At 65.9% G+C, this 23,574-nt stretch carries 22 protein-coding genes; 21 read left to right on the forward strand and 1 reads right to left on the reverse strand.

Going from position 1 to position 23,574, the window contains the following annotated elements:
- The first annotated feature begins 290 nt into the window (after positions 1-290).
- From BKK79_RS11450 to BKK79_RS11460, 3 genes are read left to right on the forward strand one after another with little or no spacing between them, the layout of a single operon-like run.
- Positions 291-1,343 carry a branched-chain amino acid ABC transporter permease gene (locus tag BKK79_RS11450; RefSeq protein WP_071010419.1) on the forward strand — a complete coding sequence of 351 codons (1,053 nt, stop codon included), beginning with the start codon at positions 291-293 and terminating at the stop codon, positions 1,341-1,343.
- 3 nt (positions 1,344-1,346) lie between these two features.
- Complete coding sequence (locus BKK79_RS11455) at positions 1,347-3,176, forward strand: branched-chain amino acid ABC transporter ATP-binding protein/permease (RefSeq protein ID WP_071037740.1); 1,830 nt, start codon at positions 1,347-1,349, stop codon at positions 3,174-3,176.
- Positions 3,177-3,189: 13 nt separating this feature from the next.
- Complete coding sequence (locus BKK79_RS11460) at positions 3,190-3,933, forward strand: ABC transporter ATP-binding protein (RefSeq protein ID WP_071037741.1); 744 nt, start codon at positions 3,190-3,192, stop codon at positions 3,931-3,933.
- A gap of 264 nt (positions 3,934-4,197) precedes the next feature.
- On the opposite strand, the gene BKK79_RS11465 is transcribed toward BKK79_RS11460, so the two are convergent.
- The gene (locus tag BKK79_RS11465; RefSeq protein WP_071010414.1) at positions 4,198-5,142 is read right to left on the reverse strand and encodes a LysR substrate-binding domain-containing protein; all 945 of its coding nucleotides are present in this window, start codon (positions 5,140-5,142) and stop codon (positions 4,198-4,200) included.
- A 124-nt stretch (positions 5,143-5,266) separates the two neighbouring features.
- On the opposite strand from BKK79_RS11465, the gene BKK79_RS11470 reads away from it, so the two are divergent.
- From BKK79_RS11470 to hemE, 18 genes are all read left to right on the forward strand, one after another.
- Positions 5,267-6,271: a tripartite tricarboxylate transporter substrate binding protein BugE gene (locus BKK79_RS11470; RefSeq protein WP_071037742.1), complete on the forward strand. Its 1,005-nt coding sequence runs from the start codon at positions 5,267-5,269 to the stop codon at positions 6,269-6,271.
- A 2-nt stretch (positions 6,272-6,273) separates the two neighbouring features.
- Positions 6,274-7,149, forward strand: coding sequence for an N-formylglutamate amidohydrolase (locus BKK79_RS11475; protein WP_071037743.1), 876 nt, complete (start codon positions 6,274-6,276; stop codon positions 7,147-7,149).
- A 225-nt stretch (positions 7,150-7,374) separates the two neighbouring features.
- Positions 7,375-9,339 (forward strand): tRNA uridine-5-carboxymethylaminomethyl(34) synthesis enzyme MnmG, encoded by a 1,965-nt coding sequence (gene mnmG, locus BKK79_RS11480; protein WP_071037744.1) that lies wholly within the window; start codon positions 7,375-7,377, stop codon positions 9,337-9,339.
- Positions 9,340-10,050 carry a 16S rRNA (guanine(527)-N(7))-methyltransferase RsmG gene (gene rsmG, locus BKK79_RS11485; protein ID WP_071010406.1) on the forward strand — a complete coding sequence of 237 codons (711 nt, stop codon included), beginning with the start codon at positions 9,340-9,342 and terminating at the stop codon, positions 10,048-10,050. It abuts the gene before it with no gap.
- A gap of 79 nt (positions 10,051-10,129) precedes the next feature.
- The gene (locus tag BKK79_RS11490) at positions 10,130-10,903 is read left to right on the forward strand and encodes a ParA family protein (RefSeq protein ID WP_071010405.1); all 774 of its coding nucleotides are present in this window, start codon (positions 10,130-10,132) and stop codon (positions 10,901-10,903) included.
- Positions 10,904-10,968: 65 nt separating this feature from the next.
- Positions 10,969-11,871, forward strand: coding sequence for a ParB/RepB/Spo0J family partition protein (locus BKK79_RS11495; protein ID WP_071010403.1), 903 nt, complete (start codon positions 10,969-10,971; stop codon positions 11,869-11,871).
- 324 nt (positions 11,872-12,195) lie between these two features.
- Complete coding sequence (locus BKK79_RS11500) at positions 12,196-12,669, forward strand: ATP synthase subunit I (RefSeq protein WP_071010401.1); 474 nt, start codon at positions 12,196-12,198, stop codon at positions 12,667-12,669.
- Between the two features lie 238 nt (positions 12,670-12,907).
- Complete coding sequence (atpB, locus tag BKK79_RS11505) at positions 12,908-13,774, forward strand: F0F1 ATP synthase subunit A (protein ID WP_071010400.1); 867 nt, start codon at positions 12,908-12,910, stop codon at positions 13,772-13,774.
- A 61-nt stretch (positions 13,775-13,835) separates the two neighbouring features.
- The gene (gene atpE / locus BKK79_RS11510) at positions 13,836-14,102 is read left to right on the forward strand and encodes a F0F1 ATP synthase subunit C (protein ID WP_013958389.1); all 267 of its coding nucleotides are present in this window, start codon (positions 13,836-13,838) and stop codon (positions 14,100-14,102) included.
- A 99-nt stretch (positions 14,103-14,201) separates the two neighbouring features.
- Complete coding sequence (locus BKK79_RS11515) at positions 14,202-14,672, forward strand: F0F1 ATP synthase subunit B (protein WP_071010398.1); 471 nt, start codon at positions 14,202-14,204, stop codon at positions 14,670-14,672.
- A gap of 2 nt (positions 14,673-14,674) precedes the next feature.
- Positions 14,675-15,217 (forward strand): F0F1 ATP synthase subunit delta, encoded by a 543-nt coding sequence (locus BKK79_RS11520; protein WP_071010396.1) that lies wholly within the window; start codon positions 14,675-14,677, stop codon positions 15,215-15,217.
- Positions 15,218-15,267: 50 nt separating this feature from the next.
- Positions 15,268-16,809, forward strand: coding sequence for a F0F1 ATP synthase subunit alpha (atpA, locus tag BKK79_RS11525; protein WP_071010392.1), 1,542 nt, complete (start codon positions 15,268-15,270; stop codon positions 16,807-16,809).
- Between the two features lie 75 nt (positions 16,810-16,884).
- Positions 16,885-17,760 (forward strand): F0F1 ATP synthase subunit gamma, encoded by an 876-nt coding sequence (gene atpG / locus BKK79_RS11530; RefSeq protein WP_071010390.1) that lies wholly within the window; start codon positions 16,885-16,887, stop codon positions 17,758-17,760.
- 44 nt (positions 17,761-17,804) lie between these two features.
- Positions 17,805-19,208 carry a F0F1 ATP synthase subunit beta gene (gene atpD, locus BKK79_RS11535; RefSeq protein ID WP_071010388.1) on the forward strand — a complete coding sequence of 468 codons (1,404 nt, stop codon included), beginning with the start codon at positions 17,805-17,807 and terminating at the stop codon, positions 19,206-19,208.
- 105 nt (positions 19,209-19,313) lie between these two features.
- Entirely contained in the window at positions 19,314-19,733 is a 420-nt protein-coding gene (locus tag BKK79_RS11540) for a F0F1 ATP synthase subunit epsilon (protein WP_071010386.1), read from the forward strand.
- Between the two features lie 784 nt (positions 19,734-20,517).
- Complete coding sequence (locus tag BKK79_RS11545; RefSeq protein ID WP_071037745.1) at positions 20,518-20,943, forward strand: CoA-binding protein; 426 nt, start codon at positions 20,518-20,520, stop codon at positions 20,941-20,943.
- Positions 20,944-21,016: 73 nt separating this feature from the next.
- Positions 21,017-21,973 (forward strand): alpha/beta hydrolase, encoded by a 957-nt coding sequence (locus BKK79_RS11550; RefSeq protein ID WP_071037746.1) that lies wholly within the window; start codon positions 21,017-21,019, stop codon positions 21,971-21,973.
- Between the two features lie 76 nt (positions 21,974-22,049).
- Positions 22,050-23,141: a uroporphyrinogen decarboxylase gene (gene hemE / locus BKK79_RS11555; RefSeq protein WP_071010382.1), complete on the forward strand. Its 1,092-nt coding sequence runs from the start codon at positions 22,050-22,052 to the stop codon at positions 23,139-23,141.
- The last annotated feature ends 433 nt before the right edge of the window (positions 23,142-23,574 follow it).

Here is a 23,574-nt window from a genome sequence, read left to right on the forward strand (position 1 = left end):
ATCGGCAAGATCGGCGATGATGGTGTTGCGCCGCGCTCGAGCATGCTGCCCGGTGTGATGGGTGCGGCCGGGACAGGGTACAGGATGCCGGCAGGCACGCTTTTGCCGCGCTGCGCCATGCTAGGGTTGCTCTGGATTTCCGCTATACGTAAGTCGTTTACTATTGTGTAATCCCTTGCGCACACGTCGCACACGCAAGGGCGGCCCATCACGGGTCAGGCCCTCCCGGGCCGTCCCGACCTGTCCGCCCCCTCCGAAGCAGGCAGGCATTTCAACGATACGGGGAGACAATGGACCTCTCGATTGCCGCCATCCTGGCGCAGGACGGGATCACCTCGGGCGCGATCTACGCGCTGCTGGCGCTGGCGCTGGTGCTGGTGTTCTCGGTGACCCGCGTCATCTTCATCCCGCAAGGGGAATTCGTTGCCTACGGGGCGCTGACACTGGCCGCGATCCAGGCCGGCCAGGCGCCGCAGACGAGCTGGCTGGTGCTCGTCATGGGTGTGCTGACCTTCCTCTACGAGTGCGCCACCGTCCTGCGCAGCGCCGAACTGCGGCGCACCGCCGGCCGCCGCCTTGCCGTGCTGGCCGGCAAGTACCTGCTGTTCCCGCTGGCCGTGCACCTGCTGGCGCAGCGCTTGGGCGCCACGCCGATGCCGATGGCGGCGCAGATCGCGCTGACCTTGCTGATCGTGATCCCGATCGGCCCGATGCTGTATCGCCTGGCCTACCAGCCGCTGGCCGAAGCCAGCACGCTGGTGCTGCTGATCGTCTCGGTCGGCGTGCACTTCGCCATGGTCGGCCTGGGCCTGGTGATGTTCGGCGCCGAGGGGTCGCGCACCACGGCATTCTCCGATGCCAACTGGAACCTGGGCGGCCTGGCGGTATCGGGCCAGAGCTTGTGGGTGGTGGGCATGTCGGCGGTACTGATCGCAGCCCTGTACTTCTATTTCGAGCGCACCATTCCCGGCAAGGCGCTGCGCGCCACCGCGGTGAACCGGCTGGGCGCGCGCCTGGTTGGCATCGGCACCACGCAGGCCGGCCGGCTCTCGTTCACGCTGGCGGCGGCCATGGGCGCGCTGTGCGGCATCCTGATCGCGCCGCTGACCACGGTCTACTACGAGTCGGGCTTCCTGATCGGGCTCAAGGGCTTCGTGGGTGCGATCGTGGGCGGCCTGGCAAGCTATCCGGTGGCCGCCGCCGGTGCGCTGCTGGTGGGGCTGCTGGAGTCGTACTCCTCGTTCTGGGCGAGCGCCTTCAAGGAGGTCATCGTCTTCACCCTGATCATTCCGGTGCTGCTGTGGCGCTCGCTCAACAGCAAACCTGTCGAGGAAGAGGAATAGGCGATGACGATGCTGACCGACAAGCAGCAGGCCGTGGCGGGCAGCCGCGGCGGGCTGACCCGCAACCGTGTGCTGACGCTCCTCTTCGCGCTGTGCCTGCTGCTGCTGCCGGCGCTGCCGACGCCGGAGTACTGGATCACGCTGGGCAACTACATCGGGCTCTACAGCATCGTGGCCATCGGCCTGGTGCTGCTGACCGGGGTCGGCGGCATGACCTCGTTCGGCCAGGCCGCCTTCGTCGGCCTGGGGGCCTACGGCACGGCCTACCTGAGTACGCAGGTGGGCCTGTCGCCGTGGCTGGGCCTGCTGGCCGGCCTGCTGGTCACCATGGCCTGTGCCTATGTGATCGGGCTGATCACCATGCGCATGTCCGGCCACTACCTGCCGCTGGCGACCATTGCCTGGGGCCTGTCGCTGTTCTTCCTGTTCGGCAACCTGGACTTTCTCGGCAAGTACGACGGCCTCAACGGCATTCCCGTGCTGAGCCTGTTCGGCATCGAGCTGGGCTCGGGCCGCGCGATGTTCTACCTGATCTGGGCGGTGGTGCTGCTGGCCGTGCTGGCCGTGCAGAACCTGCTCAACTCGCGTCCTGGCCGCGCCATCCGCGCGCTCAAGGGCGGCGGCGTGATGGCCGAGGCGATGGGGGTCAACACCGCGTGGATGAAGGTGGTGATCTTCGTGGTGGCGGCAATGCTGGCCTGCATCTCCGGCTTCCTCTACGCGCACCTGCAGCGCGCGGTGAACCCCACGCCGTTCGGGCTGAACTACGGCATCGAGTACCTGTTCATGGCGGTGGTCGGCGGCGTCGGCCACGTCTGGGGCGCGGTGCTCGGCGCCGGCGTGCTGACCATCCTGAAGGATGTGCTGCAGGGCGTGCTGCCCAAGCTGCTGGGCGCTAACGGCAACTTCGAGATCATCGTCTTCGGCGTGCTGCTGGTCCTGCTGCTGCAGCATGCGCGCGAAGGCATCTGGCCTTTCCTGAAGAAGCTGTTCCCGGCCGCGCCGCCGGTGGTCGCGCCCGAGCACGCGCCGGCCCTGGCGGTACGGCCGAAGCCGGCGGCCGGCGAGCTGCTGCTCGACGTGCGCGCCGCGCGCAAGGAGTTTGGCGGGCTGGTGGCCGTCAACGATGTCAGCTTCCAGGTGCGGGCCGGCGAGATCATCGGCCTGATCGGCCCGAACGGCGCCGGCAAGTCGACCACCTTCAACCTGGTGACGGGCGTGCTGCCGGTCACGCGCGGCGAGGTGCGCTACCGTGGCGAGGTGATATCGAGCCTGCCTTCGCGCGAGATCGTCAAGCGCGGTATCGGCCGCACCTTCCAGCACGTGCACCTGCTGCCGACCATGACGGTGCTGGAGAACGTGGCCATCGGCGCTCACCTGCGCGGCGATTTCCGTGCGCAGGGGGGCGTGTCGGCGGCGGTGCTGCGGCTCAACCGCGCCGAGGAGGAGAAGCTGCTGTTCGAGGCCGCGCGCCAGCTCGAGCGCGTGGGCCTGGCCGACTGCATGTACATGGAGGCGGGCAGCCTCGCGCTCGGCCAGCAGCGCATCCTGGAGATCGCGCGCGCGCTGTGCTGCGATCCGGCGCTGCTGCTGCTCGACGAGCCGGCCGCGGGCCTGCGCTACAAGGAGAAGCAGGCGCTGGCGGCCTTGCTGAAGAAGCTCAAGGGCGAGGGCATGAGCGTGCTGCTGGTCGAGCACGACATGGACTTCGTGATGAACCTGACGGACCGGCTGGTGGTGATGGAATTCGGCACGCGCATTGCCGAAGGCGTGCCGGAGGCGGTGCAGAAGGATCCGGCAGTGCTGGAAGCCTACCTGGGCGGCGTGGAATGACGGGGGAGCGGAAATGAGCCTGATCCTGGAAGTGAAGGACCTGCATGTGCGCTACGGCAAGGTCGAGGCGGTGCACGGCGCCAACCTGAAGGTGGAAGCGGGCCGCATCGTCACCGTGATCGGTCCGAACGGCGCCGGCAAGTCGACCATGCTGAACGCCATCATGGGGGCGCTGCCGTCGACCGGTTCGGCCACCGGCGAGGTGCGCTACCTGGGCCACGACATGGCCGGCATCCCGGTCGAGGGGCGCGTCTCGCGCGGCATGTGCCTGGTGCCGGAGAAGCGCGAGTTGTTCGCCACCATGAGCGTGGAGGACAACCTGCTGCTGGGCGCCTACCGGCGCAAGCGCGCGGGCGAGAAGAACTTCCTCGACCAGAAGGAGGTGGTCTACGAACTGTTCCCGCGCCTGAAGGAGCGCGCGAAGCAGGAAGCCGGCACGCTGTCCGGCGGCGAGCGGCAGATGCTGGCGGTAGGACGCGCCTTGATGGCCAAGCCCAGCTTGCTGATGCTGGACGAACCCAGCCTCGGGCTGGCGCCGCTGATCGTCAAGGAGATCTTCCATATCGTCAGCGACCTGCGCCGCACTGGCGTGGCCACGCTGCTGATCGAGCAGAATGCGCGTGCCGCGCTGCAGGTGGCCGACTACGCCTACGTGATCGAGACCGGCGACATGTCGATGGAAGGACCGGCAGCGGAACTGGCCGCCAATCCGCGTGTGATCGAAACCTACCTGGGGCTGGCCAAGAAGGCGGCATAGCACTCCGGGGAGTGCTTGCACCGCGCCTTGAATGCGCTTGATGAATAACGGCACGCATTGCGTGCCGTTATTCATTTGTCGGGCGGATAGCTTTGCCCTGGTGAGGCGTCTCTTGGGCGCGATGGGATCGCACAATACCGGATAGCGGCATCCGTGGCGCTGTGCATATGCCTCCCACCCGGGAAGCCACGGAGTTCAGCGGTTGAGCGTTGCAATCAACGGCAGTTTATTTGCATGAAAAATTGCACAGTTGTTTTTTGCAATTCATTCATCTGTCACGTGCATAAACTGTCCGGCATCGAGAACATCGGGATCCCGTCCCGCAATCTCCAGCAGCCAGGCGCGGAAATGCTCCAGCGCCGGATGGCTGCGCCCGCGCGGCGCGCACAGGTAATAGCCGCGTTGCAGGCGGATCGGCAGGTCGAATGGCACGGCCACGCTGCCGGATGCGATCTCGTCGCGCACCAGACAGCGCTGCAGCACGGCCAGCCCCATATCGGCCTTGACCGCCTGCACCAGGATCGACACCTGGTCGAAGCCGGTGGACAGGCGGGGCGCAGCGTCGGGTACGCCTGCCGCCCGCAGCCAGTTCTGCCAGTTTGCCGGCGCTGTGGTGTGGTGCAGCAGCGGCTCGTCCTGCAGTTCCGCGGGATGGCGCCAGCGGCCTTCGGCGCTGCGCAGGGCGGCTCGGCTGGGGTGGCAGATCGGCACCATCTCGCTGCCGATCACGTAGTCGGCCTGCCATTGCGGCCACTGTCCGGCGGTGCCGGCGAGGATGGCGGCGTCAGGGGCCGGGCCGGAGAAGTCCTCCTTGCGGCGATAGGGCACGAAGTCCAGCACGATGTCGGGGTGGCGCCGGTGGAAATCGGGCAGCCGCGGCACCAGCCAGACGCTGGCCAGGGTCGGCACGGCGGACAGGGTCAGGGCGTGGCGCCGGTCGCCGGCGAGGAGGGCGGTGCTGGCGCTCTCGATTGCCGCCAGCGGTCCCGCGACCGCTTCGAGCAATTGCCGGCCGCTTGCCGTCAGCACGATGCGATGGGCGTTGCGCTGCAGCAGGGGCTGGCCGAAATGGTCCTCCAGGCGCGCGATGGCACGGCTGATGGCGCCCTGTGTCACGCACAGCTGCTCTGCCGCGCGGGTAAAGCTGCCCAGCTTCGCCGCCGCGGCGAAGGCGTGCAGTTCCGACATCGAGGGCGAGCGAATCCGCATGGGGCAGGGGAGGGGGGCGAGGATGCCCGTTGGTAATGCAAGCGTGCAATATAGTCGTTTGTGCCAGGCCGGTAAACTGCCGACACTGGCCGGCTCAATCAGGGAAAAGCCAAGGAGATATCCCATGAACCGAGCCTGTGCGCCACGCCGGCGATTCGTCCTGTCCTGCTTTGCCGTTGCGGCTGTCGCGGCCGCCGCACTGCCCGCGGCTTCCGCGCTGGCGCAGGACAAGTATCCGAGCCGCCCCATCAAGTTGGTGGTACCGTTCGCCGCTGGCGGGTCGACGGACCTGATCGCACGCCTGGTCTCGGAGTATGCCGGCCGTGAGCTGGGCCAGTCGGTGGTGGTGGAGAACAAGGGGGGCGCGGGAGGCTCGCTCGGCATGGAGCAGGTCGCCCGGTCGGCGCCGGACGGCTACACCATCGGCATGGCGACGGTCAGCACCCATGGCTCGAATCCGGCGGTATTCCCCAAGCTGAGCTACGACCCGATCAAGGACTTCGCGCCGATCACCAATGTCGTGGCCATCCCCAGCGTGTTCGCCGTGCATCCGAGCGTGCCTGCCAAGACCATGCAGGAGTTCATCGCACTGGCCAAGGCCAACCCGGGCAAGTACAGCTTCGCTTCCCCGGGGGCGGGTTCGCTCGGGCACGTCAACATCGAGAACTTCATGATGCTGGCGAAGATCGACCTGCTGCACGTGCCGTACAAGGGAGCGGGCCTGGCCCTGAACGATGCGGTGGCGGGGCAGGTGAGCGCCATCACCGACAATCTGTCGTCGACGCTGCCACACGTGAAATCCGGCCGCCTGCGTGCGCTGGCGGTACTGGGCGCGGCGCGCTCACCGCTGCTGCCGAACGTGCCGACCTATGCGGAGCTGGGCTTCAAGGATATGGGCGACGGCGGCTGGTTCGGCATCGTGGCACCGGCCGGTACGCCCCCCGCGATCGTCGCCAGGCTGAACGCGGCCATCCACAAGGGGATGCAGAATCCGGACTTCAAGCGCCGTGTGGAGGAGTCGGGCGGCACGCTGATCCCGAACTCGCCGGAGCAGTTCAGGGCGCAGATGCAGCAGGCGATGGCGCGCTATGCGCGTGTGGCCAAGGCCGCCAATATCAAGCTGGACTGAGCATGACGGCATCGTTCGACAAGCCGGCGGCGCCGGCACCGTTTCTCCTGTGGCAGGCGGAAGAGGGGGAGGGCGTGCCGCTGGTGTGCGATTCACCGCACAGCGGGACCTTCTACCCGGCCGATTTCGGCTCGGTGCTGCCGCCGCAGCGACTGCGCGGCGGCGAGGATACCCACGTCGAGGCCTTGTGGGAGCATGTGCCGCGCGTCGGCGGCACGCTGCTCGCGGCGACGTTCCCGCGCGTCTACATCGACCCCAACCGGACGCTGGAGGATCTCGATCCGGAACTGCTCGAAGGGGCGTGGCCGGAGCCGCTTGCGCCGGGAGAGAAGACGCGCCTGGGCTATGGCCTGGTGTGGAGCCGGATGGACTCGTCCACGCCGATCTATGCGCGCAAGCTCGGCGTGGATGAGGTCCGGCAACGGATCGACCGTTACTACCGGCCCTACCATGCCGCACTGGGGGAGGCCGTCGAGGCGGCCCATCGACGCTTCGGAGCGGTCTGGCACCTGAACCTGCATTCGATGCCGAACAATGCCTACGAGCGCTTGAAGATCCAGAGCCCGCATCCGCTGGCGGACTTCGTGCTGGGCGATCGCGACGGCAGCACCTGCGAGCCTGGCATCGTGGACCTGGTCGAGACGGTGCTGCGCGGCATGGGATACACGGTGGCGCGCAATGATCCCTACAAAGGCGTGCAGTTGATCGCGCGCATCGGCCGGCCGGCAGAGCGCCGCAACAGTCTGCAGATCGAGATCCGCCGCCCGCTCTACATGGACGAGGTGAGCCGCGAGCGCAACGGCGGCTTCGCCAAGCTGCAGCGTGACCTGGGCCTGCTGACCGAGGAGATCGCGCACTACCTGCGCAGGCAGCTCTGAGCGGGGCAAGCCGTTGTTCCACGTGAAACACTGGCCGGGCATTCCATGCCCGGCTTTTTTGTGTCCGGATTCGATGTTTCACGTGGAACACAGTCGAGGTGCCGACCGCTTCGCATTGGCGATGTTTCACGTGAAACACACGCCGGCTGAAAAGGCCGCGTAGTCGAATGCCGCTATAATTCGACATCCCGTTTTCCCTCGCGACCTCCTGGAGGAGGTGTCCCCATGCTTTACCCGAAAGAGTTCGACGTTATCGTCGTCGGCGGTGGCCATGCCGGCACCGAGGCGGCGCTTGCCGCAGCCCGTATGGGCTGCCAGACCCTGCTGCTGACCCATAACATCGAGACCTTGGGGCAGATGAGCTGCAATCCGTCCATTGGCGGCATCGGCAAGGGGCATCTGGTCAAGGAAGTCGATGCCATGGGTGGGGCGATGGCCGCCGCCACCGACGAGGCCGGCATCCAGTTCCGCATTCTCAACTCCAGCAAGGGACCGGCCGTGCGCGCCACGCGTGCCCAGGCTGACCGCGTGCTGTATCGCAAGGCGATCCGCACCCGGCTGGAGAACCAGCCGAACCTGATGCTGTTCCAGCAGGCGGTCGACGACCTGATGGTGGAGGGTGACCGCGTGGTCGGGGCGATGACCCAGGTCGGCATCGCTTTCCGCGCCCGCGCCGTGGTGCTGACTGCGGGTACCTTCCTGGACGGCAAGATCCACGTCGGCCTGGATAATTACACCGGCGGACGCGCCGGCGATCCCGCCGCGGTATCGCTGTCGGCACGCCTCAAGGAGCTGAAGCTGCCGCAGGGCCGCCTGAAGACCGGCACACCGCCCCGGATCGACGGCCGCACCATCGATTTCACGGTCATGGAAGAGCAGCCGGGCGATCTTGATCCCGTGCCGGTGTTCTCCTTCCTGGGCCGCCCTGAACAGCATCCGCAACAGCTGCCGTGCTGGATCACCCATACCAACGGACTGACCCACGACATCATCCGTGGCGGCCTCGACCGCTCGCCGATGTACACGGGCGTCATCGAAGGAGTGGGGCCGCGCTATTGCCCCTCCATCGAGGACAAGATCCATCGCTTCGCCAGCAAGGAGAGCCACCAGATCTTCCTCGAGCCGGAAGGGCTGACCACGAACGAGTTCTATCCGAATGGCATCTCGACCAGCCTGCCATTCGACGTGCAGCTGGAACTGGTGCACTCGATCCGTGGCCTGGAAAGCGCACATATCCTGCGCCCCGGCTATGCCATCGAGTACGACTACTTCGACCCGCGCGCGCTGAAGGCTTCGCTGGAGAGCAAGGCGATCGAAGGCCTGTTCTTCGCCGGCCAGATCAATGGCACCACCGGCTACGAAGAAGCCGCGGCCCAGGGCCTGCTGGCTGGCATCAATGCCGGCTGCTTCGCGCGCGAGCGGGATCCGTGGACGCCGCGGCGCGATCAGGCCTACCTCGGCGTGCTGGTGGACGATCTGATCACGCGCGGCGTGACCGAGCCCTACCGCATGTTCACCAGCCGTGCCGAGTTCCGCCTGAGCCTGCGCGAGGACAACGCCGATATGCGCCTGACCGAAGCCGGCCGGGAGCTTGGTGTGGTTGACGACGTGCGTTGGGATGCGTTCAACCGCAAGCGCGACGCTGTTTCACGTGAAACAGAACGACTCAAGAGCACCTGGGTCAACCCGGCGCTGCTACCGCCCGAGGACGCGGTGCCGCTGCTGGGCAAGGCCATCGAGCGTGAATACAGCCTGGCCGATCTGCTGCGCCGTCCCGGTGTCAGCTATGAAGCGCTGATGGCGCTGCAGGGCGGGCGCCATGCAGCCGAGGCTCCGCTCGATGCCGAGCCGATGATCGCGGACCAGATCCGTGAGCAGATCGAGATCGGCATCAAGTACCACGGTTACATCGCCCGCCAGGCGGCCGAGGTGGACAAGCTCGGTGCCAATGAGGCAACCCGGCTGCCACCGGACTTCGACTACACCGAAGTCCGCGGCCTGGGCTTCGAAGTCAGCCAGAAACTCAACCAGCATCGCCCGGAAACGCTGGGCCAGGCTTCGCGTATCTCTGGCGTCACACCTGCTGCGATCTCGCTGCTGCTGGTTCACCTGAAGAAGAAGGGCATGGGACGCAAGGCCGGCCAGCCCGCCCAGGCCGGCACGGGCCAGCCTCCGCAAGAGGCGGCCTGAGTGACGGCGCCGAAATCCTTCGCCGGCGCGGACGACACCGCGCTGCGCCGCCGGCTCGAAGCCGGCCTGTCGGCCATCGGCCTGGCGCTCGCGCCAGGACAAGTGGATACCTTGCTCGCCTATCTGGCGCTGCTGCGCAAGTGGAACGGGGTCTACAACCTGACCGCCATCCGCCATCCCGACGAGATGCTGAGCCATCACCTGCTGGATTCGCTGGCAGCGGTGCCGGCGCTGGCCGAGGCCGCGCGCGCAGCCGCCGTGACGCCTCCGGCGCGGGGCAGGGTGCTGGACGTCGGTTCGGGCGGTGGCATGCCGGGCCTGCCGCTGGCTATCTCCTGTCCGGACCTGTCGGTGCTGATGGTCGATATCGTGCAGAAGAAGACCGCCTTCCTGACCCAGTGCCGGGCGCAGCTCGGCCTGTCGAATGCCGGTGCGCACTGGGGGCCGGTGGAAAAACTGGACGATGCCCAGGGCTTCGCCGTGATCACTTCGCGTGCTTTTGCCGAGCTGGTCGATTTCGTCACCCTGTCGGGCCACCTGCTGGCGCCGGGCGGCAAGCTGGTCGCGATGAAGGGCGTCTACCCGCACGCTGAACTGGAACGGATGGAGGCAGCCGGCCTGATGGCCGACTGGCAACTGGACGCCGTGCCGCGCCTGGCTGTTCCCGAACTGGACGCCGAACGGCACCTGGTGGTGCTGTCGCGCCGCTGAACCCATGCCGGAGAGGGCACGGCCACCTGGCGCCGCCCGTTCCGGCCTATCGAATGACAAGCAGGAGCCTCTGAAGCATATGGCCAAGGTATTCGTGATCGCAAACCAGAAGGGCGGGGTGGGCAAGACCACCACCACGGTGAACCTCGCCGCCGGCCTGGCCGCCCAGGATCAGCGCGTGCTGCTGGTCGACCTCGATCCGCAGGGCAACGCCTCGATGGGCTCGGGCATCGACAAGCAGTCGCTGGAGCACAGCGTCTACCAGGTGCTGGTCGGCCTGGCCACGATTCCACAGGCGCGCCAGCGTTCGGAGTCCGGCAAGTACGATGTGCTGCCCGCCAACCGCGAGCTGGCGGGTGCCGAGGTGGAGCTGGTCGAGCTGGAACAGCGCGAACGCCGGCTCAAGCAGGCCATCGCCGAGGTCGATGCCGATTATGACTTCGTGCTGATCGACTGCCCGCCCTCGCTGTCGCTGCTGACCCTCAATGGACTTTGCGCAGCGCATGGCGTGATCGTGCCGATGCAATGCGAGTACTTCGCGCTCGAGGGCCTGTCGGATCTGGTCAATACCATCAAGCAGGTCCACGCCAACCTGAACCGCGACCTCAAGGTGATCGGCCTGCTGCGCGTCATGTTCGATCCCCGTGTCACGCTGCAGCAGCAGGTATCGGCGCAGCTGGAGGCGCACTTCGGCGACAAGGTGTTCAAGACCGTGATCCCGCGCAATGTGCGCCTTGCCGAGGCACCGTCGTACGGCATGCCGGGCGTTGCTTTCGATGCCTCGTCCAAGGGCGCGAAAGCCTATCTCGACTTCGGCGCGGAGATGATCGCCCGCGTTAAGCAGCTTGGCTGAGTACATTTGCATACATTGATGGCTGGACAGGCGTGGCGTCCGCCGCGCGCAGCAAGGAAGCGAGCATGAGTACCGTAAAGAAGAAGGGACTGGGCCGTGGCCTCGAGGCGTTGCTGGGCGGCCCTGCCGAAATCGTCGAGACGGCCAGGCAGGAGGGCGCGCCGCAGGTGCTGCGGCTGGACCAGCTGCAGCCCGGCAAGTACCAGCCGCGCACACGCATGGACGAGGGCGCGCTGCAGGAGCTGGCGGCGAGCATCCGCGCCCAGGGCCTGATGCAGCCGATCCTGGTGCGCCGCGTGGCCGAGCCCGATCGCTACGAGATCATCGCCGGTGAGCGGCGCTTCCGCGCCTCCAAGCTGGCGGGCCTGGACAAGGTACCGGTGCTGGTGAAGGAGGTGGCCGACGAAGTCGCGGCCGCGATGGCGCTGATCGAGAACATCCAGCGCGAAGACCTGAACCCGCTGGAGGAGGCGCAGGGCATCATGCGCCTGATCCGCGAATTCCGCTTCACCCACGAGCAGGCCGCCGAAGCGGTGGGCCGCTCGCGCAGCGCGGTCTCCAACCTGCTGCGCCTGCTCAATCTCGCCCAGCCGGTGCAGACCATGCTGATGGCCGGGGATCTCGACATGGGCCACGCGCGCGCGCTGCTGGCCGTGGACGGCGCCACCCAGATCACACTGGCGAATCAGGTCGTCAACAAGCGGCTGTCGGTGCGCGAGACCGAGAAGCTGGTTGCCGCCGCACTGAAACCGGTCGAGCTGACATCGCTGAAGCACCGTGCCGGTGCAGGCGGGCGCGATGTGGCCCGTCTCGAAGAAGAACTCTCGGATGCGCTCGGCCTGCCGGTGCAGATCAAGCTCAATACACGTGGCAAGGGCCAGTTGACCGTGCGCTTCACCAGCAACGACGCGCTGGATGAAGTGCTGGTGCGCCTGCGTGGCGCGGTCGGCGACCAGCGCGTCGCCTGAGTCCGGTCCGTCCTGAAGGGACGGCGCCATGCAGCGGCCGCATCGCAATCGGTGCGATTACCCCGCACATCGTTGTCGCGCCGCCGTTTCCGCCCCATGCTGAAGGCAAAGGCGTGGCGCGGCTGCCGCGCCGATCTCGCAAGGCAAATGTAAGCAGATTGACTCGAATCGGGGAATCCCCTTAAAATCGTGCGGTTTGAATTCTGGTCGGACCGAAAAGTTCCGGCCTGGAACGAGGCAGGCAGGGTAGTGGCTCGAGACCGTCAGCAGCAACACCGGCAAGGCCCGGATACCGATCACGCGACAGGTCCGCAAGCGGACGCGGTGCATCGGGAAGACAAGGCCCGCAGGGCAGACTGGACGGACGAGGCGGAGACAGAGGACGACATCGTCGAACCGCTGTCGCATGCCGACGCGGTGAACCTCTTCGGCGAGCGCGCGCTACGCGCATCGCGCATGACACCTGGCAAGGTGGTACTGGTCCAGGTGGTGGTGACCCTGTTGTCGGCAGCGGCGTGGGGCTGGTTCGGCCGGCCCGGTGCGGCATCGGCCTGGTCGGCCTGGTTCGGCGGCATGGTGTGCTTCGTGCCGAGCGGCTTCTTCGCGCTGCGCCTGTGGATGATGCGCGCGCGTCCGTCGATCAGTGGTCTGGTCGTTGGCGAAGCGATCAAGGTGTTCGGCACCGCCGCACTGTTCGTGCTGGTGGTAGTGCTGTACCACGATCTGCGCTGGGTGCCGATGCTTGTCACGTTCCTGCTTGCACTCAAGTCCTATTGGGTGGCGCTGGCCATACGCTAGTGCGCTGCCCGGGGCGACCGGGGCCGGAAGCGGCGCCTTGCTCCGAAATGGGGCGCGCAGGTGGATTTTCAAGGGTTGCAGTGCGCGCGTCATCACGGTGACGCGGGGCACGGATAGGTTAACAGGGTCTTGCACGCGGTGACCGGCCACTGGGCCGAAGGCGGAGCAAGAAACATACCGGGCGCAGGCAGAGCGCCGCGCCGGTGCGGCAGATTTCTCAATATACCGTTCGTTCGACATGTCTGAAGCCATCCCGGGCGCGGAACACGCGCTGACACCCTCCGGCTATATCGCCGAACACTTGCAGAACCTGAACTCCATCGGCGGCAAGCAAGCCTCCGTGGTCGACTTCAGCGTTCTCAACTATGACACGATCTTCTGGTCGGTGCTGTGCGGCCTGATCGCCGTCGGCTTCCTGATGATCGCCGCGCGCCGCGTTACCGCCGGCGTGCCGGGCCGCTTCCAGGCCTTCGTCGAGATGATCGTCGAGATGGTCGACGACCAGGCCAAGGGCATCATCCACGGCGACCGTTCCTGGATCGCCCCGCTGGCCCTGATGGTGTTCTGCTGGATCACCATCATGAACGCGGTCGACCTGATCCCGGTCGACTGGGTCACCGGCCTCAACAGCTTCCTCGGCATCTTCCACCTGCACCTGCCGCACCACCGCGCGGTCGCCACGGCCGACCTGAACGGCACGCTGGGCATGTCGTTCTCGGTGCTGATCCTGATGATCTACTACAGCTTCAAGATCAAGGGCGCGGGCGGCTTCATGCACGAGCTGTTCTCGGCCCCGTTCGGCGCCAAGTGGTACCTGGCCCCGTTCAACCTGGTCCTCAACATCATCGAGTTCCTGGCCAAGGCCGTCTCGCTCGGCATGCGGTTGTTCGGCAACATGTACGCCGGCGAACTGGTGTTCCTGCTGATCGCACTGCTGGGTTCGATGTGGACCTTCGGCGCCGACCTGAGCGCGCTGGGCTTCGTCGGCCATGTGCTGGCGGGTGCCGTGTGGGCGATCTTCCACATCCTGATCGTGCTGCTGCAAGCCTTCATTTTCATGATGCTGACGCTGGTGTACATCGGCCAGGCACACGATCACCACTGATTTCCGGTTTTTGGTTTTTTGGTTTTTTGGTTCTAAGTCTCTCTAAATTAAAGGAGTCATCATGCAAGCATTTCTCGCCAACATCCAGGGTCTGACCGCTATCGGCATCGGCATCATCATCGGTCTGGGCGCAATCGGCGCCTGCCTGGGTATCGCCCTGATGGGTGGCAAGTACATCGAAGCCTGCGCACGTCAGCCCGAGCTGATGAACCCGCTGCAGACCAAGATGTTCCTGCTGGCTGGCCTGATCGACGCGGCATTCCTGATCGGTGTGGGTGTGGCCATGCTGTTCGCCTTCGCCAACCCGCTGCTGGCTGTCATCAAGTAATTCTTTTCGGTCTGCATGATGCTGACGGGCGGCGCGGGCCACCAGCCTGGCCGCCTTTTGCGCATTTATCTGTAGTTTGATTACCGAAAGGAACACACCATGAATCTGAACGCAACGTTTCTTGCGCAGATGGTCGTGTTCTTCATCCTGTGGTGGGTTGTTGCCAAATTCATTTGGCCGCCGCTGGTGAAGGCGCTCGACGAACGCGCAAAGAAGATCGCCGATGGCCTCGCCGCCGCCGAGAAGGGCAAGGCTGAGCTCGAACTCGCCAACAAGCGCGTGGACCAGGCCATGTCCGAAGCCCGCACGGAAGGCGCGCAGCGCGTTGCCGACGCCGAGAAGCGCGCCCAGCTGGTCGCCGACGAGATCAAGCAGAACGCTCAGGCCGAAGCCGCGCGCATCATCGCCCAGGCCAAGACCGACGCCGAGCAGCAGGTCACCAAGGCGCGCGAGCAATTGCGCGACCAGGTCTCCGTGCTGGCCGTCAAGGGTGCCGAGCAGATCCTCAAGCGTGAAGTGAATGCGCAGGTCCACGCCGATCTGCTCAACCAACTCAAGGCTGAGCTCTAATCATGGCAGAAACCGCAACCATTGCCCGTCCCTACGCTGAGGCGCTGTTCCGCGCCGCCAGCGAATCGAGCGCAGGCAATCTGGGTGCATGGTCCGAGCTGATGTCGGAGATGGGGCAGGTTGCCGCCAACCCCGACATGCAGGCGCTCGCCACCGATCCGAACGTGCCCGGCGAGAAGCTGGCCGAGACGTTCCTCTCGGTGCTGAAGTCTCCGGTCAACGACGAAGCCAAGCGCTTCGTCCAGCTGCTGGTGGAAAACAACCGCCTGATCGTGCTGCCGGAGATCGCCGAGCAATTCCATGTGCTCAAGAACGCCCGCGAAGGTTCGGCCGATGTCGAGATCACCAGTGCCTTCCCGATGGAAGGTGCCCAGTTGAACGACCTGGTCGCCGCGCTCGAGCGCAAGTTCGGCCGCAAGCTGCAACCCAAGGTGGCGGTCGACCCGTCCCTGATCGGCGGCGTATGCGTCAAGGTCGGCGACGAAGTGCTCGACACCTCGGTGCGCGCGCGCCTGGCTTCCATGCAAGCCGCGCTGACCGCATGATGCGCCATTGAGCGCACCGGCCGACGGATTGAAGAATTAGGAGCATTGTGATGCAACTGAACCCCTCAGAAATCAGCGAGCTGATCAAGTCCCGCATCTCGGGCCTTGGCGCCGACGCTGAAGTGCGCAACACCGGCACGGTGATTTCCGTGACCGATGGTATCTGCCGCGTGCACGGCCTGTCCGGCGTGATGCAGGGCGAGATGCTGGAATTCCCGGGCAACACCTTCGGCCTCGCGCTGAACCTCGAGCGCGACTCGGTCGGCGCCGTGGTGCTGGGTGAGTACGAACACATTTCCGAAGGCGACACGGTCAAGTGCACCGGCCGCATTCTGGAAGTGCCCGTGGGCAAGGAACTGCTGGGCCGCGTGGTCAACACGCTGGGCCAGCCGATCGACGGCAAGGGCCCGATCAACGCCAAGGAAACCGACGTGATCGAGAAGGTCGCGCCGGGCGTGATCGCGCGCCAGTCGGTGAGCCAGCCGGTGCAGACCGGCCTGAAGTCGATCGACGCCATGGTGCCGATCGGCCGCGGCCAGCGCGAGCTGATCATCGGCGACCGCCAGACCGGCAAGACCGCTGTCGCCGTCGACTCGATCATCAACCAGAAGGGCAAGGGCGTCTTCTGCGTGTACGTGGCAATCGGCCAGAAGGCTTCGACGATCGCCAACGTGGTGCGCAAGCTGGAAGAGCACGGCGCGATGGAATACACCATCGTCGTCGCCGCCGCCGCTTCGGACTCGGCCGCCATGCAGTACCTGGCCGCCTACGCCGGCTGCACGATGGGCGAATACTTCCGCGACCGCGGCGAAGATGCGCTGATCGTCTATGACGACCTGACCAAGCAGGCCTGGGCCTACCGTCAGGTGTCGCTGCTGCTGCGCCGCCCGCCGGGCCGCGAAGCCTACCCCGGCGACGTGTTCTACCTGCACTCGCGCCTGCTGGAGCGTGCCGCCCGCGTGAACGCCGACTACGTCGAGAAGTTCACCAATGGCGCCGTCAAGGGCAAGACCGGTTCGCTGACCGCGCTGCCCGTGATCGAAACGCAGGCCGGCGACGTGTCCGCATTCGTGCCGACCAACGTGATCTCGATCACCGACGGCCAGATCTTCCTGGAAACCGACCTGTTCAACGCCGGTATCCGCCCCGCTATCAACGCCGGTATCTCGGTGTCGCGCGTCGGCGGTGCCGCCCAGACCAAGGTCGTCAAGAAGCTGTCCGGCGGTATCCGTACCGACCTGGCCCAGTACCGTGAACTGGCTGCGTTCGCGCAGTTCGCCTCGGACCTGGACGACGCTACCCGCAAGCAGCTCGAGCGCGGCCGCCGCGTGACCGAACTGCTGAAGCAGCCGCAGTACCAGCCGCTGCAGGTGTGGCAGCTGGCCGCGTCGCTGTACGCTGCCAACAACGGCTTCCTCGACAACGTGGAAGTGAAGGACCTGCTGCCGTTCGAGAAGGGCCTGCACGACCACCTGAAGTCGAAGTACGCCGACCTCGTCAACCGCATCGAGGACACCAAGGATCTCTCGAAGGAAGACGAAGCCGCTCTGCGTGCCGCGATCGAGGATTTCAAGAAGTCCGCCGCGTTCTAACCACGTGATTCCGCAGCGCTGCGCCGGACGCCGCCGCAAGGTGGCGCCCGGCGCAGCGTGAATGGAGAGGAAGATATGGCCGGAACGAAAGAGATTCGAACCAAGATCAAGAGCGTGCAGAACACGCGCAAGATCACCAAGGCGATGGAGATGGTCGCCGCATCCAAGATGCGCAAGGCGCAGGAGCGGATGCGCAATGCCCGTCCCTACGCCGAGAAGGTGCGCAATATCGCGGCGCACCTGGCGGCAGCCAATCCCGAGTTCAAGCACCCCTTCATGGAAGCGCGCGAGGTCAAGCGTGCCGGCATGATCGTGGTGACCACCGACAAGGGCCTGTGCGGCGGCCTGAACACCAACGTGCTGCGCGCGGTCACGAACGAGCTTCGCGACCTGCAGGGTCGCAGCGTGCAGGTGCAGGCGACCGCCATCGGTACCAAGGGCATGCAGTTCCTCGGCCGTATCGGCGCCAAGGTGGTTTCGCACGTGGTGCATCTCGGTGACACCCCGCATCTGGAAAAGCTGATCGGCGCGATCAAGGTCCAGCTCGATGCCTTCACCAATGGCGAGATCGACGCCGTGTACCTGGCGTACACGAAGTTCGTGAACACCATGAAGCAGGAGCCGGTGGTCGAGCAGTTGCTGCCGCTGGCAGCGGACAAGCTGTCCCAGACCGAGGAAGAAAAGCGCGCGTACTCGTGGGACTACATCTACGAGCCCGACGCCCAGACCGTGGTGGAAGAACTGCTGGTCCGCTACGTGGAAGCGCTGGTGTACCAGGCCGTGGCCGAGAACATGGCGTCCGAGCAGTCGGCGCGCATGGTGGCCATGAAGGCGGCATCCGACAATGCCAAGAACGTGATCGGCGAGTTGCAGCTGGACTACAACAAGACCCGCCAGGCCGCGATCACCAAGGAACTGTCGGAAATCGTCAGCGGCGCAGCCGCCGTCTGATGCGCGTCTGAGGCGTCAAGAATTCAAGCTATCGGAGATACGAAATGAGTATCGGAAATATTGTGCAGTGCATTGGCGCCGTGGTGGACATCGAGTTCCCCCGCGACGCGCTGCCCAAGGTGTACGACGCGCTCGTGCTGGAAGACAGCGCCGAGGCCTCGTTCGCCGAGAAGGGCCTGACCTTCGAAGTGCAGCAACAGCTGGGTGACGGCGTGGTCCGCACCATCGCGCTGGGTTCGTCCGACGGCCTGCGCCGCGGCATGGCCGTGCGCGGCACCGGCGCCCCGATTTCGGTGCCGGTCGGTCACGGTACCCTGGGCCGCATCATGGACGTGCTGGGCCGCCCCATCGACGAGGCCGGTCCGATCGCTTCGGACGAGAAGCGCGCGATCCACCAGAAGGCACCGAAGTTCGACGAGCTGTCGCCCTCGGTTGACCTGCTCGAAACCGGCATCAAGGTGATCGACCTGGTCTGCCCGTTCGCCAAGGGCGGCAAGGTGGGCCTGTTCGGTGGCGCCGGCGTGGGCAAGACCGTCAACATGATGGAGCTCATCAACAACATCGCCAAGCAGCACAGCGGTCTGTCGGTGTTCGCCGGCGTGGGCGAGCGTACCCGTGAAGGGAACGACTTCTACCACGAAATGAAGGACTCGAACGTGCTCGACAAGGTGGCCATGGTGTTCGGCCAGATGAACGAGCCGCCGGGCAACCGTCTGCGCGTGGCACTTTCCGGCCTGACCATGGCCGAGAAGTTCCGCGACGAAGGCCGTGACATCCTGTTCTTCGTCGACAACATCTACCGCTACACGCTGGCCGGTACCGAAGTGTCGGCACTGCTGGGCCGTATGCCTTCCGCCGTGGGCTACCAGCCGACGCTGGCCGAGGAAATGGGCAAGCTGCAGGAACGCATCACCTCGACCAAGACCGGTTCGATCACCTCGATCCAGGCCGTGTACGTGCCTGCGGATGACTTGACCGACCCGTCGCCGGCCACCACCTTCCTGCACTTGGACTCGACCGTCGTGCTGTCGCGTGACATCGCCGCGCTGGGTATCTACCCCGCCGTCGATCCGCTCGACTCGACCTCGCGCCAGCTCGACCCGCAAGTCGTCGGCACCGAGCACTACGAAGTCGCCCGCCGCGTGCAGCAGACCCTGCAGCGCTACAAGGAACTGCGCGACATCATCGCGATTCTGGGCATGGACGAACTGGCTCCGGAAGACAAGCTCGCCGTGGCGCGCGCTCGTAAGATCCAGCGTTTCCTGTCGCAGCCCTTCCACGTCGCGGAAGTGTTCACGGGTTCGCCGGGCAAGTACGTGCCGCTGAAGGAAACCATCCGCGGCTTCAAGATGCTGGTGGACGGCGAGTGCGACCACCTGCCCGAGCAGGCCTTCTACATGGTCGGCTCGATCGACGAAGCCTTCGAGAAGGCCAAGAAGCTCCAGTAAGCACCGTCTTCGTCCTGATGCGCGCCGGCAGCGGTGGCGCGCCAGGACGGAAACCAGGCTTCCCGGCGACGGGAAGCCGATGCTTACCGGGACAAAGGAATTCACATGGCAACCATTCTTGTAGACGTCGTCAGCGCGGAAGCGTCGATCTTCTCCGGTCAGGCGAAGTTCGTGGCGCTGCCGGGCGAGGCGGGTGAACTGGGCATCCTGCCCGGCCACACGCCGCTGATCACGCGCATCCAGCCGGGCGCCGTGCGTATCGAGAAGGAAGACGGCAGCGAAGAGTTCGTGTTCGTTGCCGGCGGTATTCTCGAAGTCCAGCCCAAGCACGTCACCGTGCTGGCCGATACCGCTATCCGCGGTGCCGACCTGGACGAAGCCAAGGCGCAAGAGGCCAAGCGCGCGGCCGAGGAAGCGCTGCAGAACAAGAGCAGCGACCTGGATCTGGCGCGTGCGCAGAGCGAACTGGCGGTCGCCGCCGCCCAGCTCGCGGCAATCTCGCGCCTGCGCCGCAAGCGTCGCTAAGGCGTCGCTGGAGTCTTGCGCGCCGGGACTGTTGTTTTCTTGCGCGACAGAGAAAAAGGCAGCCGGAAGGCTGCCTTTCTTCTTACGGGCACGCTATGCTTTCGTCCTGAACCGGCAAAAAAAACGCGCGGGCCGGGGAGGCACCGCGCGGACGGGAAAATCCCTTCGAGGGGTCAATTCGAAGGAACGGGTTCGGTTCAGGAATCACATCATCAGAGCGTACCGGCCAAGGCCGCGTCGCCGATCGGGTCATCCTGCAAGCCTGGACAGCCTCATCTGTTCGGGCGATCCAGGCACTTCAGACATTCTGCTGGGCTTTCTTCCAGCTGGCTTTCTTATCCACTCCCCCTAAGGGGCGCGTGCGCCAGCGCATTCGAAACGCTTACTGTGAAACCATTGTGGGGGAAACTTCCTAGGATGGCAGTAACAAAGTGTATCGTTTTGCAAGAAGTTGAAAGCCGCATCTGACCGTAATTCCCGCTTATCTGCGCCGTTTGTGCCGTATCTGGCGCGTGGCGGCTCGATCGGCGCCACACCTGTTACGTGCATCAATCGGCATCCAGCGTTGCAGAAATGCGGTGCATGCTGCGCTTTGGCAATGCGTTGCAAAGCAGGCCGCACCAGAAGCGGGATATTGTGGCGTATCCTCATCCCATATCATGTGGCGTACGATCGCCTTGCTGCGCCGGCGGTGGGCGAGCCAGCCGGCTCCAGGCGTTCGGCGCACAATGTGGGCTGGCCAACCAAACAACGGGACAGGCGCGCACGCGCCGGAGATCGAGCGATGACGGTAATGGAGTCCGCGGTGCAGGCCATGCTGGCCATGAAGACGGTGGCCGTGGCAGGTCTTTCCGACCGGCCGGAGCGGGCCAGCCACGAGGTGGCTGCCTTCCTGCAGCGCCAGGGCTTTCGCATCGTGCCGGTCAATCCGCGCCACGCGGGCGAGCGCATCCTGGGCGAACCTTGCCATGCGAGCCTGGCCGAGGCGGTCGCGGCTGTGCGCGCCGAGGGGCGCGAGATCGGCTGGGTGGACATCTTCCGCCGGCCGGATGATGCGCTGGCGGTCGTCGACGAGGCCATCGCGCTGGGACTGCGGGGAGTCTGGCTGCAGCTCGGCATCGTCAACGAGCTGGCCATGGCGCGGGCCCGGGCGGCCGGCCTGCTGGCGGTGCAGGACCGTTGCAGCAAGATCGAATGGATGCGCCGCTGAGCATAGTACCGCCCCCGTCACCGCTACACTCTGCCCATCGCGTACCCAAGTCAGCGTCCTCGCACTTCCGCCCATGGCCATCGATCCGCAGCTCCTCTCCTATTTCCAGCGCCTCGCCGAACGTTACGCCGGCCAGCCCGTGCCGCGGGATGCCGCGGACCGGCGGGCCCGTTTCGCCGACATCGCGCTGATGTCGCACGCGCCAGACGCGGAAATGCTGCGCACCGAAGAGATCGAGATCCCCCTGCCCGGACGCACGCTGGCGGCACGGCTGTTCCGGCCCCAGGGAAAGGTCTCCCCGCGGCTGCTGGTGTACTTCCATGGCGGCGGCTGGGTGGTCGGCTCGCGCGACACGCACCATTCCGTGGCCGCCTTCCTGGCGGCCGATACCGGGTGCGCCGTGGCCAGCGTCGAGTACCGCCTGGCTCCCGAGTTTCCCTTTCCCGCTCCTTGCGACGACGCCAGCGATTCCCTGCTGTGGCTGGCCGAGCAACGCGTCCGCCTGGGCTTCGATCCCGCCTTCCTCGCGGTCGCTGGCGATAGCGCGGGCGCTCACCTGGCCGCGCAGGCCGCCAGCCAGGCCAGCCTGTTTGCCCACCCCGGCCTGGTCGATGCCCAGCTGCTGATCTATCCGGCCGCGGTGCCCGCCTTCAGCAGCGAAAGCTACCGCGCCTTCGGCGCCGGCCCGGGGCTGACGCGCGATGAAATGGCCTGGTACTGGCAGCAGTTCATCGGCGACGAGGCGCTCGCACGCGGCGCCGGGCAGGAAGACACGCGCATTCACCTGATGGGCGCCGCACCGCGGCACATGCCCCCCGCTACCGTGGTGGTGGTGGCCGCGCACGACGTGCTGCGCGACGACGGCCTCGCCTATGCCGACTACCTTGTACGCCATGGCGCGCCGGTGATCACCATCGAGGCCTCCGGTATGACGCACGGCTTCGCACGCCTGCAGCCTGAGGCCGCGCGGGCACGCGAATGGATGCGCCGCGCGGCCCAGTCCTTCACCAGCCTGCTCGACGAGGCCTGAGTTCGCTCGCCGCCGTCGCCGAAGCGCCGGTGGCCGGCCGCCTATCCCTTAGAATGGCGGTCTTACGAGGGAGACCATGACCGCCTTGCAGAACGATACCTTGCTGCGCGCGCTGCGCCGGCAGCCGACCGAGTACACGCCGCTGTGGCTGATGCGCCAGGCCGGCCGCTACTTGCCCGAGTACAACGCCACGCGCGCGCGCGCCGGCAGCTTTCTCGGCCTGGCCAAGAATCCGGCCTATGCGACCGAGGTCACCCTGCAGCCGCTCGACCGCTATCCGCTGGACGCGGCCATCCTCTTCTCCGACATCCTGACCGTGCCGGATGCCATGGGCCTGGGCCTGTCCTTCGCCCAGGGCGAGGGTCCCCGCTTTGCCCGCCCACTGCGCACCGAAGCGGACGTCCAGCAACTCGCCGTGCCCGACATGGCTTCGCTGCAGTACGTCTTCGATGCCGTGGCCGAGATCCGCCGCGCCCTGGTGCAGGACGGACGCCAGCGCGTGCCGCTGATCGGCTTCTCCGGCAGTCCTTGGACGCTGGCCTGTTATATGGTGGAGGGCGGCGGCTCGGACGACTTCCGCACCGTGAAGTCGATGCTGTATGCGCGGCCCGACCTGATGCATCGCATCCTCGACATCAACGCCCAGGCCGTGACCGCCTACCTGAATGCGCAGATCGAGGCGGGTGCCCAGGCGGTGATGCTGTTCGACACCTGGGGCGGTGTCCTGGCCGACGGGATCTACCAGGCTTTCTCGCTGGAGTATATGCGGCGGGTGCTGGCCGGGATCCGCCGCAGCCATGATGGCGAGAGCGTGCCAGCCATCGTCTTCACCAAAGGAGGCGGGCTGTGGCTGGAAGCGCTCGCCGACAGCGGCGCCGATGCCGTCGGGCTGGACTGGACCGTCAACCTCGCCGAGGCGCGCCGGCGCAGCGGCGGGCGCGTGGCGCTGCAGGGCAATCTGGATCCGACCGTGCTGTTCGCACCTGAAGCGGCGATCCGCGAACAGGCCCGGCGCGTGCTGGACGACTATGCGGCAGCGGGGGGCAGCGACGGCCACGTGTTCAACCTGGGACACGGGATCTCGCAGTTCACGCCGCCCGAGCACGTGACCATCCTGGTTGACGAGGTGCACCGGCACAGCCGGCGCCTGCGTGCGGCGCAGGCGTGACATCCCGGAACGCCGCCTGCCGCAAGGCGGCGGCGGGATCATGCGCTGCAGCGAGCGGCTGTATTGCCTGGCCGGCGGCGTAAACGGCGCGGCGCACGCGCTGTCAAGTAAACTTTTTTGTGCCATTTCGCCAATCCGGTGCAGCTTCTTGCTTGTCAAGGCTTGACTTATGCACACCGATGGGTTTGCCGCAGTGCAAGAGCGGGTTATTCCCTAACTCATCTGAGGGGTGTCTGCAAGTGCTTGATTTCAAAAGGATTGGATCTGCGCCTAAGCCACACCCCGAGCCGGTGGATGCCTTGATTGACGGGCCTTGGCGGGTTCTGGCGCCCAGTTTTCAACAAAGTTATCCACAGGCAGCCGGGGGGCAGTGGAAAAGCCGTCATCGATCATCGACTTAGAGGCACATTTGATGTTTTACTTTAAGTTGATG

Source organism: Cupriavidus sp. USMAA2-4 (genome assembly GCF_001854305.1).
Classification (GTDB): domain Bacteria; phylum Pseudomonadota; class Gammaproteobacteria; order Burkholderiales; family Burkholderiaceae; genus Cupriavidus; species Cupriavidus malaysiensis.